The sequence below is a fragment of the Streptomyces sp. HNM0574 genome, assembly GCF_012726235.1.
Lineage (GTDB): Bacteria > Actinomycetota > Actinomycetes > Streptomycetales > Streptomycetaceae > Streptomyces.
Genome location: NZ_JAASAH010000004.1, coordinates 324,251 through 336,828 on the forward strand (window position 1 = coordinate 324,251; position 12,578 = coordinate 336,828).

Here is a 12,578-nt window from a genome sequence, read left to right on the forward strand (position 1 = left end):
GGCGGCCGGGAGTTGCCGGCGGCGCCAGGCGGAGGCGTGAGATGAGGAGCGGGGCGCTGCGGCCCTATCGCATTCGCTTGCTCACGAGAATCTCCCTCAGACCCAGGACCCCTGGTAGCGAGGGATCCGTGCTTGCCGCAGACCTTGCGTGTCGTGCGGCCCGGTCATCACCCGGGGCACCCCACCACGGAAGGAGGGTTGCCGGACAGCGGGCCGGGGCCTTCATCGCTGTCGCTCGTGACCTGCGAAGGATTATGGCACAGGGATCCGGGCACGTCACCGGCTTTCCGGCGTGGCCGAGATCACTCCGCGGCTCCCCGTCCCGCCCCGCCGGCGCAGCTCGTACGCACCCAGCACGAGCGCCAGCGTGAGCGTACTGATCCAGAACTGCGCCCGGCTGTCCGGGAGTACGGCCATCGCCGCCAGCACCGCGCCCATCCCGGCGATCGCCGCGTAGCTCAGCCACGGGAAGCCCCACATCCGCAGCCCCAGCCGCTCCGGCGCCTCCCGCTCCAGACGGCGCCGCATCCGCACCTGCGCGATCCCGATCAACAGGTACACGAACAGCGCGACCGCGCCGTAGGAGTTGATGAGGAACGCGAAGATCCCCTCCGGCGAGGCCCAGGCCGCCACCGTGGACGCGAAGCCCAGCACCGTCCCCGCGAGCAGCGCCCGGCGCGGCACCCCGCTCGCGCCGACCCGGGTGAACCCGCGCGGCGCGTCCCCGTTCCGGGTCAGCGCGAACAGCATCCGGGAGGAGGTGTACAGCGCCGAGTTGAGGCAGGAGAGGACGGCGACGAGCACCACCGCGTTCATCACCGTCTCCACCGCCGGCACCCCCAGCCGCCCGAGCACCGCCGCGTACGGACTGACCTGAACCGCACCGGAGTTCCACGGCACGGCGGCCACCACGACCAGGACGGACAGCACGTAGAAGGCGACCACGCGCAGGATGATCGACCGGGTCGCCGAGGCCACGGCCCGCTCCGGCTCCTCGGACTCCGCCGCCGCGATGGTCACGATCTCCGCACCCGTGAAGAAGCCGATGCACGGCACGACGGCGGCGAGCACCGCCGCCACCCCGAACGGCGCGAAGCCCCCGTGCCCGGTGAGGTGCGCCAGCCCGGGCCCGCCCGCGTCCCCGGCCGGCCAGGCGCCCGAGAGGTACAGGCCGCCGAGGAAGAGGAAGACCACGATCGCGGCGATCTTCACCGAGGAGAACCAGTACTCGAACTCGCCGTAGCTGCGCGCCGAGACCATGTTCGTCGCCGTCAGCAGCACCATCAGCACCAGGCTGACCGCCCACAGCGGGACGCCCGGCAGCCACAGCCGGATGATCCGCCCGCCCGCCACCGCCTCCACGGCGACGACGATCACGAAGAAGTACCAGTACAGCCACCCCGTGACGAACCCCGCGCGCGGCCCCAGGCTCTCCCGCACGTGCACGTAGAACGAGCCGACCGCGGGCCGGGCCACCGTCATCTCCGCGAGCATCCGCATCACGACGACGGTCAGCCCGCCCGCGATCAGGAAGGCCACCACGGCGGCGGGTCCGGTCTTCGCGATCACCACCCCGCTGCCGACGAACAACCCGGCGCCGATCACCCCGCCCAGCGCGATGAGGTTCATGTGCCGCCGGGTCAGCCCCGTACGCAGCCCGCCCGATTCCGGTGCGGCGCCCGCCGGTTCACCCGCCGCCGCCCGCGCACCCGCGCCGTCCCTGCCCGTGTCGGTACTCATGGCACACGACGCTGCCAGCCCGGTGCTAACACGGTGTTGCGGCGGCTTTGCGATCCCCTCGGACGAGGCAGCGCGCGGGCGCGCGGGGGTGGGACGTCAGGCCGTGCTCGCGGCCACCCAGCGCTCCAGCGCCGCCCTGGCCGCGCCCGAGTCGATGGACTCGGCCGCCGTCTTCATCGCCGTACCGAGCTGCTCGGGCAGCGGCGCGTCCGTCGGGCCGTGCAACGCGACCAGCGCGGCGGCCGAGTTGAGCACCACCGCGTCCCGCACCGGCCCGCGCTCCCCGTCCAGCAGCCGGCGCGCGACACCCGCGTTGTACTCGGCGTCCGCACCGCGCAGCGCCTCGACGGGCACCAGCTCGACGCCGACGTCCCGCGGGTCGAAGCTCTCCTTGCGGGCCATGCCGTCGCGCACCACCCAGACCGTGGACGTCGCCGTCGTGGTCAGCTCGTCCAACCCGTCGTCCCCGCGGAACACCAGCGCGGACGAGCCGCGTTCGGCCAGCACGCCCGCGATGATCGGCGCCATCCTGGCGTCCGCGACACCGGTGGCCTGGGCGCGCACCCGGGCCGGATTCGTCAGCGGGCCGAGGAAGTTGAAGAACGTCGGGACGCCCAGCTCCTTCCGCGCCCCCGCGACGTGCCGCAACGAGGGATGGAAGCGGACGGCGAAGCAGAAGGTGATCCCCGCGTCCCGCGCGACCTCGGCCACCCGCCGCGGGCTCAGCTCCAGATTGACGCCGAGCTTCTCCAGCACGTCCGAGGCACCGCTCGCGCTCGACGAGGCACGGTTGCCGTGCTTGACGACCCGGGCACCCGTGCCCGCGACCACGATCGAGGACATGGTCGAGATGTTGACCGTACGCGCGCGGTCCCCGCCCGTACCGACGATGTCCACCGTCGGCCCCGGCACCTCGATCACCCGCGCGTGCTCGTACATCGCCCGCACCAGGCCGACGATCTCCTCGACCGTCTCGCCCTTGGCCCGCATGGCCACCGCGAGCCCGGCGATCTGCGCGTCGCTCGCCTCACCCCGCATGATGCGGTCCATCGCCCACTCCGTGGAGTCCGCGCCGAGGTCCTCACCGGCCAGCAGGGCGCTCAGCACGTCCGGCCAGGTGCGCGCTGCCGTGGTGTCGCCTCCGGCGGTGGTCGCAGCGCTCATAGGAATCACTCCTGGCGTTCGTGTCTGATCGGGCGTCTCGTCTGCTCGGCGCGCGGCTGCCGCGCCCGGCACGCCCGTGACGGGCTGGTCAAACCCTATAGGGCCGCCTGCCCTCCCGAGCACGGACCCGGACACGGCGAAGGGCCCCGTCCGCATCGCGGACGGGGCCCCAGCGTGGCGCTGCGCAGTGGCCGCCGGGACGGCCCGGAGATCAGTGGTGGCCGTGGCCCTCGGTGATCTCCTTGTACTCCTCGGAGGTCGGCTTCGCGATCTGCCCGTGGTCACCGTAGTAACCCTTGGAGAGCCGCGCGCGCAGCTTCTCCCGGCGGGTGATCTTCCGCTTCACTCCGTTCTCGTCGGTCTCGGGACCGATCTCGTACGGCTGGTACTGCTCGTGCGCGGTGAGCGTGTAGCGCTCCTCCGGCGACAGCGGCTCGTGCACCTCGATGAACTCGCCGTGCGGCAGCCGCTTGATGATGCCGGACTCGCGTCCGTGCAGCACCTTCTCGCGGTCCCGGCGCTGGAGGCCGAGGCAGATGCGACGGGTGATCCAGAAGACGATGACCGGCACCACGAAGAAGCCGATCCGCACGAACCACGTGATCGAGTTGATCGACAGGTGGAAGTGCGTCGCCCACAGGTCGTTGCCGCCACCGACGAGCAGCACGAAGTACCAGCTGATCCAGGCCGCGCCGAAGGCCGTACGGGTCGGCGCGTTCCGCGGACGCTGCGCGATGTGGTGCTCGCGCTTGTCCCCGGTGACCCAGGACTCGATGAACGGGTAGACCGCGATCGCCGCCAGCACCAGCGGGAAGATGATCAGCGGGATGAACACACCCAGCACGAGCGTGTGCCCGGCGAAGTTGACCTCCCAGCCCGGCATCACACGGATGAGGCCCTCGGAGAAGCCCATGTACCAGTCGGGCTGCGCGTTCGTGGACACCTGGTCGGGCCGGTACGGACCGATCCGCCAGACCGGGTTGATCGTGAACGTCGCCGCGATGACCGAGATGACACCGAAGACCAGGAAGAAGAAGCCTCCGGCCTTGGCCATGTAGACCGGCAGCAGCGGCATGCCCACCACGTTGCTGTTCTTCCGGCCGGGGCCCTCGAACTGCGTGTGCTTGTGGTAGAAGACCAGGATCAGGTGCGCCACCAGCAGACCCAGCATGATGCCGGGCAGCAGCAGCACGTGCGCCGCGAAGAAGCGCGGCACCATCTCGTGGCCGGGGAACTCCCCGCCGAAGAGGAACATCGAGATGTACGTGCCGACGATCGGCACGGACAGGATCGCGCCCTCCATGAACCGGACACCGGTACCGGACAGCAGGTCGTCCGGGAGCGAGTAGCCGGTGAAGCCGGTGAACATGCCCAGCACGAACAGCAGGAAGCCGAACAGCCAGTTGATCTCACGCGGCTTCCGGAACGCACCGGTGAAGAAGACGCGCATCATGTGCACGAACATCGCCGCGAGGAAGATCAGCGCGGCCCAGTGGTGGATCTGCCGGACGAGCAGACCACCGCGCACGTCGAAGCTGATGTCCAGCGTCGAGGCGTACGCCTCGGACATGTGGACACCCTGCATCGGGACGTACGCGCCGTGGTACGTCACCTCGTTCATCGACGGGTGGAAGAACAGCGTCAGATAGACACCCGTCAGGATGATGATGATGAAGCTGTAGAGCGCGACCTCACCCAGCATGAAGGACCAGTGGTCCGGGAAGATCTTGCGCATGTTGGCCTTGGCGAGGCTGTAGATGCCCAGCCGGCCGTCGGCCCAGTCGGCGACCCGCTCACCCGCGGGCGCCTTGGGCTTCGTCTCGGTTGCAGTGCTCATTTATCCGCGCTCCCAGAAGGCCGGGCCAACCGGCTCCGCGAAGTCGCCCTGCGCTTCGAGGTAGCCGTCCTTGTTGACGCTGATGTTCAGCTGCGGCAGCGGGTGGCCCGCGGGACCGAAGATCACTCGTGCACCGTCGGACAGGTCGAAGGTCGACTGGTGGCACGGGCAGAGCACGTGGTGCGTCTGCTGCTCGTAGAGGCTGACCGGGCAGCCGACGTGGGTGCAGATCTTGGAGTACGCGACGATGCCCTCGTGGGACCAGTCGAGCTCCTGCTTGTCCTTGATGTCGTCGGGCTCCAGCCGGACGAGCATCAGGGCCGCCTTGGCGATCTCCTTCTGGAAGTCCTCGCTCTCGATCTCCAGGCCCTCGGGCATGGCGAAGGTGAGCGAGCCCACGGTGATGTCCTCCGGGCGCAGCGGCTGCATGGTGTTCTCGTTGACCAGCAGCTTGCCCTTGCTCCACAGCGTGCTGCGGAGCTTGTTCTCGGGCAGCGGGCCCAGGTCGCGCAGCAGCACGACGCCGGAGAGCGGCACGAGGGCGACCGCGCCGAACATGGTGTTGCGGATGAGCTTCCGCCGGCCGAAGCCGGACTCCTCGGCGCCCTTCTTGAAGTCGGCCTTGACCTTGGCCTCGACCTCGGGCTCCGCGGTGACGGAGTGCCGCTCGTCGACGAGCTCCTCGTCGGACATCAGCGTGCGGGCCCAGTGGACCGCGCCGGCGCCGATCAGGAACAGCGCGACACCGAGCGTCGTGCCCAGCGCGAAGTTCAGCGCACCGATCTTGCCCAGCGGCCAGATGGTGACGATCTTGTCGATCGGGATGGCCACGTACGAGGCGATGAAGCCGATCGTGGCAAGCATGGACACGACGAAGAACAGCGCCACGGTGCGTTCGGAACGCTTCGCGGCACGCTCGTCATTGTCCTGGATGCGGTGCTCGTGCGGGGGAAGGCCGGGGTCCGCCAGCGGATCGTCCGCGACGGCCACCGCGCCGTGCGCCCCTTCTGCCTGCGCGGTCGGCAGGTTCTCGTCTGACACGTTCTCGTGTGATCCAGTCTGGCTACTCATGACTTCTTGGCCTTTGCGGTCCGGGCCGCGACCCACACGGCGACGACGACCAGGGCGCCGAGGCCGAAGACCCAGGCGAAGAGACCCTCACTGACCGGACCGAAACCGCCGAGCTTGTTGCCGCCCGGGCTCTCGGCCTCGTCACTGTTCACCGTCTTCAGGTAAGCGACGATGTCCTTCTTGCTCTTCTCCGGCATGACCGTGTCGGGGAAGGCGGGCATGTTCTGCGGGCCGGTCTGCATGGCCTCGTAGATGTGCTTCTCGTCCACGTTGCTCAGGTCCGGCGCGGTCTTGCCGTGGGTCAGCGCACCGCCCTCACCCGTGAAGTTGTGGCACTGGGCGCAGTTCGTACGGAACAGCTCACCGCCCTTGGCGATGTCGGCACCGTTCGGGTCGTACTGCTTCTTGGTGGGCTGCTCGGGACCGGAACCCAGGGACGCGACGTACGCCGCGAGCTGGTTGATCTCGTCCTGGCTGTAGATCTTCGGCTTCTTCGGAGCCTGCGGACCCGGCTGCTGCATGGGCATGCGGCCCGTGCCGACCTGGAAGTCCACGGCGGCGGCACCGACACCGACGAGGCTCGGCCCGTCGCTGGTGCCCTGGCCGCCGGTTCCGTGGCAGCTGGAGCAGCCGGTGGCGTAGAGCTTCTTGCCCTCCTCGATGGCGAGGGACTGGCTCGACTCCTGGTCTGCCTTGGCCTCACCCGCAGGAGCGAACGCGGCGTACAGCCCCCCGGTGGCCGCCAGCGCGAAGAGTAGGACGACGAGCGCCGCCAGCGGATGGCGCCGTCGTGCGGAGAGCTTTTTCACGGATTACCCCGGTGTCAGGATCTTCTGCGTCGATGCTTACTGGCTGTGTCTGTGACGCGGCCCGGCTCTCGTCGCCAGGCCGCTGCCCGATCCGTTACCTGATCAGGTAGATCGTGGCGAAGAGGCCCACCCAGACGACATCGACGAAGTGCCAGTAGTAGGACACGACGATGGCGGCAGTGGCCTGCTGGTGGGTGAACCGCTTTGCCATGTAGGTCCTGCCGAGGACGAGCAGGAAAGCGATCAGACCGCCGGTCACGTGGAGTCCGTGGAAGCCGGTGGTGAGGTAGAACACCGAGCCGTACGGGTCGGAGGAGAGCGTGAGCCCCTCGTGCATGACCAGCTCCGTGTACTCGAAGACCTGGCCGCCGATGAAGACCGCGCCCATCACGAACGTGACGATGAACCACCCCCTCAGCTTCTTCACGTCCCCGCGTTCCGCGGCGAACACGCCGAACTGACACGTCAGGGAGGAGAGCACCAGGATCGTGGTGTTCACGCCGGAGAAGGGAAGGTTCAGCGCTTCGGCGTGTTCCTTCCAGTACTCGGCGCCCGTCACCGATCGCAGGGTGAAGTACATCGCGAAGAGGGCCGCGAAGAACATCAGCTCGGAACTCAGCCAGATGATGGTTCCGACGCTGGTGAGATTCGGCCGATTGACCGACGGGTGCGCGTGCCCGGTTTCTACTGCTGTTGCTGTCGCCACGACCGACATTATGTCGGTCGCTTATCCCGGCCTCACTTCGGGGGGTCCTGTTCGGTGTGTCAGGGCGGTGTGCCCTGCTCAAACAGCCCATCGCGGGGGCGTACGAACCGGTGTTGACGGGTCGTCGGAAGGAGTAGCATCCGCCGGGACGGCTCACGAGACCCAGCGGAGGAACAATGCAGCCGACCGCCACCGTGCTGGTCTACAGCGACAACGCCACGACCCGCGAGCAGGTGCGGCTCGCAGCCGGTCGCCGCCCCGCGTCCGACGTTCCCCCGATCGAGTACATCGAGTGCGCGACGCTCCCCGCCGTGCTGTCCACGCTGGACGAACGCCGCGTCGACGTCTGCGTGCTGGACGGCGAGACCGCGCCCGCCGGCGGCATGGGCGTGTGCCGGCAGATCAAGGACGAGATCTTCAACTGCCCGCCGGTGCTGCTGCTCATCGGCCGCCCGACGGACTCCTGGCTGGCGACGTGGAGCCGCGCCGAGGCCGCCGTGCCGCACCCGATCGACCCCGCGGCGCTGGCCGATCAGCTCGCCGGGCTGCTGCGCGAGCGCCTCGCCTCCGGCACCTGCCACGCCTGACCCCGCGCCGCACGCCCCACAGCGGGCACAGCGGGCGCAGGAGAGGCCGTACGGCCCTGTGACACAGCGGCGCGGCCCCGGGGAGCCCGGGGCCGCGCCGCGTGCGTGACCGCCGCTTCTGTGCGCCGGCGGCGGGGCCGTACCCGGTACGGGTCAGACCTGGGGGCGGAGGCGGGCGGCCGCGGCGGGGCCGCTGCCCTCGCGCTGGCCGTCGAGCACGGCGCTGCCCTCCTGCCACTCCTTCCAGGGCATGTTCCAGTCCCCGAAGCCGTTGCCGAAGGGCGCCATCTTCTCGCCGCTGGTGTTGACGTGGGTCACCAGGTCACCCTGCTTGACGTTGTCGAAGAACCACTTGGCGTTGGCGCTGTTCATGCCGGTGCAGCCGTGGCTGACGTTCGCGGAACCCTGGGAGCCGACGGACCAGGGGGCGCCGTGCACGTACTCACCGCTCCAGGTGAGCCGGGTCGCCCAGCGGACGGGCAGGTCGTACGATTCCGAACTGCCCTCCGCGATACCGATGCTGGTGCCCCGCATCCGCACGAAGGACTCCAGGCCCAGGATCACCTTCGTCCCGGTACGGGTGCGGAAGCCCGCCTTGCCGGTGGTGATCGGTATCGACTTGACGGTCTCGCCGTTCTTCACGACGCGCATCTGCTTCGAACCGCCGTCGGCGATGGCCTCGACGCGGTCGCCCGTCTTCAGCTTCAGCGGCTTCGCGGCGCCGCCGTACAGCCCCTCGCGCACCTTCAGCCCCTTGAGCTCGGAGCGGACCGAAATCGAGGCGTGTGCGGGCCAGTAGGACTTGGGGCGGTAGTGGAGCTCCTTGCCGTCCACCCAGTGCCAGGCGCCCTCCACCTTCGGGGTGGACGTGACCTTGAGGGCGCCCTCGACTATCTTCCGCTGCTCCGGGTCCTTGATCTTGTGGCTCAGCTCCGCCGTGATGGGCTGGCCGACTCCATAGGTGCCGCTGTCGGGCCCGAAGGTGACGCCGATCTTCTTGGTGTCGGCGGGTGCGGTCTCGAACTCGATGGTGCGGCGCCCCGGTTCGCCGTCCTCGTTCTCGGTGCTGACCTCCGCCGTGTAACGGACCCCCGCGGCCAGTGCGCCGGTGCTGTGCCACTTGCCGCCGTCGGCCGACAGCTCACCGGCCACGTGCCGGCCGGCCGCGTCCACCGCCGTCACGTCGGTGATCTTCCCCTCACCGCCCTTGGCGGTGACCTCGAGGGGCTTGTCCGGATCGACGGTGCCCCCGTCGTCGCCGGTGTTGACGGCGACTTGGCTGCTGGCGTCGTACGGGGCGCTCGCCAGCGGGTCGGCACTGTCACTGCCGCAGGCGGTGAGACCGGCGGCCAGGGGGGTGAGGGTGAGGGCGCAGGTCATGGCTATGCGCCGCTTGGAACTGTTCGCACGGTGACTCATATGCCCAAAATATGAAGCACCATCAATTGGGTCCTGCTGAGTGCGTACAAACGGGTCGGCCCCCGGTGTGTCCGGGGGCCGACCCTTGGATATTCCGCGCGGTGCTGCTAGCGCTGCTCCGGCTTGGCGGTGCTGCTGGAGATGGTCCTACTGGTTCTGGTCAGCACCGTGGTAGTACTCGAAAACCCAGCCGAAGAGGCCGACGAGCAGCAGCGGTGCCGAGACGAACACCAGCCACCAGCCGAACGCGACGCCCATGAAGGCGAAGGCGCCACCGGCGGCCAGGGAGAGCGGCTGCCAGCTGTGCGGGCTGAAGAAGCCCAGCTCGCCCGCGTCGTCCGCGACGTCCGCGTTCTTGTCGTCCTGTGCGCCCACGTCCACCCGGCGAGCGGTGAACGCCAGGTAGAAGCCGATCATGATCGACAGGCCGAACGCGAGGAACAGACCCGTGGTGCCGACCGGTTCCTTCGACCAGACGCCGTAGAGAATCGCTACGGCGAGGAGGAAGACCGACAGCCAGAGGAAAATCTTGCCCTGGATCTTCACTTGCCGGCCTCCTTGCCACCCGCGAGCAGCTTGTCGTCGGAGTCGACGGGGTTCTCCAGCTGCTCGATCTCGGCGATCTCGGGGTGGTGCAGATCGAACGCCGGGGATTCGGAACGGATCCGCGGCAGGGTGAGGAAGTTGTGCCGCGGCGGCGGGCAGGACGTCGCCCACTCCAGCGAACGGCCGTAGCCCCACGGGTCGTCGGTCTCGACCTTCTTGCCGTGCTTGGCGGTCTTCCAGACGTTGTAGAAGAACGGCAGCATCGACAGGCCGAGCAGGAACGAGCTGATCGTCGAGATCGTGTTCAGGGCGGTGAAGCCGTCGGCGGCCAGGTAGTCCGAGTAACGACGGGGCATGCCCTCGGCGCCGAGCCAGTGCTGCACCAGGAACGTGCCGTGGAAGCCCACGAACAGCGTCCAGAAGCAGATCTTGCCGAGCCGCTCGTCCAGCATCTTGCCGGTGAACTTCGGCCACCAGAAGTGGAATCCGGCGAACATCGCGAAGACGACGGTGCCGAAGACGACGTAGTGGAAGTGCGCCACGACGAAGTACGAGTCGGAGACGTGGAAGTCCATCGGCGGCGAGGCCAGGATGACGCCCGTCAGACCACCGAAGACGAAGGTGATCAGGAAGCCGATCGTCCAGAGCATCGGTGTCTCGAAGGACAGCGAGCCCTTCCACATCGTGCCGATCCAGTTGAAGAACTTCACACCTGTCGGCACGGCGATCAGGAATGTCATGAAGGAGAAGAAGGGCAACAACACGCCGCCTGTGACGTACATGTGGTGTGCCCAGACCGTCACCGACAGACCGGCGATGGAGACCGTGGCCGCGACCAGGCCGATGTAGCCGAACATCGGCTTACGGCTGAAGACCGGGATGATCTCCGAGACGATGCCGAAGAACGGCAACGCGATGATGTAGACCTCTGGATGCCCGAAGAACCAGAACAGGTGCTGCCAGAGCAACGCACCACCGTTGGCCGCGTCGAAGACGTGCGCACCGAACTTGCGGTCCGCCTCCAGCGCGAAGAGCGCGGCGGCGAGAACCGGGAAGGCCAGCAGCACCAGAACACCGGTGAGCAGGACGTTCCAGGTGAAGATCGGCATCCGGAACATGGTCATGCCCGGAGCGCGCATGCAGATGATGGTGGTGATGAAGTTGACCGAGCCGAGGATCGTGCCGAAGCCGGACAGCGCCAGGCCCATGATCCACATGTCGGCGCCGACGCCCGGCGAGCGGACCGCGTCCGACAGCGGCGAGTAGGCGAACCAGCCGAAGTCCGCGGCGCCCTGCGGGGTGAGGAAGCCACCCACGGCGATGAGCGAGCCGAAGAGGTACAGCCAGTACGCGAACATGTTCAGCCGCGGGAACGCCACGTCGGGCGCGCCGATCTGGAGCGGCATGATCCAGTTCGCGAAGCCGGAGAACAGCGGGGTGGCGAACATCAGCAGCATGACGGTGCCATGCATGGTGAACGCCTGGTTGAACTGTTCGTTCGACATGATCTGCGTGCCCGGGCGGGCAAGCTCGGCACGCATGAAGAGCGCCATCACGCCGCCGAGGATGAAGAAGGCGAACGACGTGACGAAGTACAGCGTGCCGATCGTCTTGTGGTCGGTGGTCGTCAGCCACTGCACCACGACATTGCCGGGCTGCTTGCGTCGTGGGGGCGGTGCTGCCTCGGCTGTCGCTGCGGCGGCACCCTGGGATTCGTTGAGGATGCTCACGGGTTATTCGTCTCCGCGTTCTTGGCCTCGCCGGTGGTGGCAATACCCGCCGGGATATAGCCGGTCTGGCCCTTCTTCGCCAGGTCCTCCAGGTGCTTCTGGTAGCGCTCCGGGGAGACGACCTTCACGTTGAAGAGCATTCGGGCATGGTCCACGCCGCACAGCTCGGCGCACTTGCCCTTGAAGGTGCCCTCCTTGTTGGGGGTCACCTCAAAGCGGTTGACGTGGCCGGGGATGACGTCCTGCTTCATCAGGAACGGCACCACCCAGAAGGAGTGGATGACGTCGCGCGAGGTCAGGATGAACTGGACCTTCTCGCCCTTCGGCAGCCACAGCGTGGGGCCGGGGTCACCGTTCTGCGGGTTCCGCTCTCCAGGGGTGCCGACCTCGTGGACACCCTCGGCGCCCTTGGGGAAGCTCTTGGCCATCCGGTCGGGGATGGCCTCCAGTTCCTTGGCGTCGGTGTTGTCCGTGGAGGCGTCACCGTCCACGTCCTCGATGTGGTTGAAGCCCCAGCTCCACTGGTAGCCGACCACGTTGACGATGTGGTCGGGCTTCTTGGAGGTTTCGAGGAGCTTCGCCTCATCCCGCGCGGTGAAGTAGAAGAGCACCGCCACGATGATGATCGGGACCACGGTGTACAGGGCCTCGATGGGCATGTTGTACCGGGTCTGCGGAGGGACCTCCACCTTGGTCCTGGACCGGCGGTGGAAGAAGACACTCCAGAGGATCAGACCCCAGACCAGCACGCCCACGGCGAGCGCGGCAGCCCACGAGCCCTGCCAAAGGGAGAGGATCCGGGGAGCCTCGTCCGTGACGGGGGTGGGCATACCCAGGCGGGGGAAGTCCTTATATGTGCAACCGGTCGCGGTCGCCAGGACCAGGCCCGCGGCAAGCGCCTGCTGCAGCTTCCGCCGCATCGGGCGCCGCGACGAGCGGTCGGAGCCGTTGGGACTCACGTAGCGCCTT

11 protein-coding genes and 1 riboswitch are annotated in these 12,578 nt (G+C 68.2%); of the genes, 1 reads left to right on the top strand and 10 read right to left on the bottom strand.

What is annotated here, in order from left to right:
* Window positions 1-123: 123 nt before the first annotated feature.
* Window positions 124-243, bottom strand: a riboswitch (SAM riboswitch).
* Window positions 244-276: 33 nt separating this feature from the next.
* From HCC30_RS10475 to HCC30_RS10500, 6 genes are all read right to left on the bottom strand, one after another.
* Window positions 277-1,740, bottom strand: a complete 1,464-nt coding sequence (locus tag HCC30_RS10475) for an amino acid permease (protein WP_169442144.1) — start codon at window positions 1,738-1,740, stop codon at window positions 277-279.
* 96 nt (window positions 1,741-1,836) lie between these two features.
* On the bottom strand, window positions 1,837-2,904 hold the full coding sequence (gene trpD, locus HCC30_RS10480) for an anthranilate phosphoribosyltransferase (RefSeq protein WP_169442145.1): 1,068 nt from the start codon (window positions 2,902-2,904) through the stop codon (window positions 1,837-1,839).
* A gap of 211 nt (window positions 2,905-3,115) precedes the next feature.
* Window positions 3,116-4,741: a cytochrome bc complex cytochrome b subunit gene (locus HCC30_RS10485; RefSeq protein WP_169442146.1), complete on the bottom strand. Its 1,626-nt coding sequence runs from the start codon at window positions 4,739-4,741 to the stop codon at window positions 3,116-3,118.
* The gene (locus HCC30_RS10490) at window positions 4,742-5,812 is read right to left on the bottom strand and encodes a Rieske 2Fe-2S domain-containing protein (protein ID WP_169442147.1); all 1,071 of its coding nucleotides are present in this window, start codon (window positions 5,810-5,812) and stop codon (window positions 4,742-4,744) included.
* The gene (locus HCC30_RS10495) at window positions 5,809-6,621 is read right to left on the bottom strand and encodes a c-type cytochrome (protein WP_169442148.1); all 813 of its coding nucleotides are present in this window, start codon (window positions 6,619-6,621) and stop codon (window positions 5,809-5,811) included. The genes HCC30_RS10490 and HCC30_RS10495 overlap by 4 nt, the downstream gene beginning before the upstream one ends.
* 94 nt (window positions 6,622-6,715) lie before the next feature.
* On the bottom strand, window positions 6,716-7,336 hold the full coding sequence (locus HCC30_RS10500; protein WP_169442149.1) for a heme-copper oxidase subunit III: 621 nt from the start codon (window positions 7,334-7,336) through the stop codon (window positions 6,716-6,718).
* A 167-nt stretch (window positions 7,337-7,503) separates the two neighbouring features.
* Between HCC30_RS10500 and HCC30_RS10505 the strand changes: the two genes are divergently transcribed.
* Entirely contained in the window at window positions 7,504-7,914 is a 411-nt protein-coding gene (locus HCC30_RS10505) for a hypothetical protein (protein WP_169442150.1), read from the top strand.
* A gap of 153 nt (window positions 7,915-8,067) precedes the next feature.
* On the opposite strand, the gene HCC30_RS10510 is transcribed toward HCC30_RS10505, so the two are convergent.
* The 4 genes from HCC30_RS10510 to coxB form a co-directional block, all read right to left on the bottom strand.
* Complete coding sequence (locus HCC30_RS10510; RefSeq protein WP_169442151.1) at window positions 8,068-9,333, bottom strand: Ig-like domain-containing protein; 1,266 nt, start codon at window positions 9,331-9,333, stop codon at window positions 8,068-8,070.
* A 147-nt stretch (window positions 9,334-9,480) separates the two neighbouring features.
* Window positions 9,481-9,879, bottom strand: a complete 399-nt coding sequence (locus tag HCC30_RS10515; protein ID WP_169442152.1) for a cytochrome c oxidase subunit 4 — start codon at window positions 9,877-9,879, stop codon at window positions 9,481-9,483.
* Entirely contained in the window at window positions 9,876-11,609 is a 1,734-nt protein-coding gene (ctaD, locus tag HCC30_RS10520) for a cytochrome c oxidase subunit I (RefSeq protein WP_169442153.1), read from the bottom strand. The genes HCC30_RS10515 and ctaD overlap by 4 nt, the downstream gene beginning before the upstream one ends.
* Window positions 11,606-12,568 (bottom strand): cytochrome c oxidase subunit II, encoded by a 963-nt coding sequence (coxB, locus tag HCC30_RS10525; protein ID WP_169442154.1) that lies wholly within the window; start codon window positions 12,566-12,568, stop codon window positions 11,606-11,608. Before coxB ends, ctaD begins: the two co-directional genes overlap by 4 nt.
* Between the last annotated feature and the right edge of the window lie 10 nt (window positions 12,569-12,578).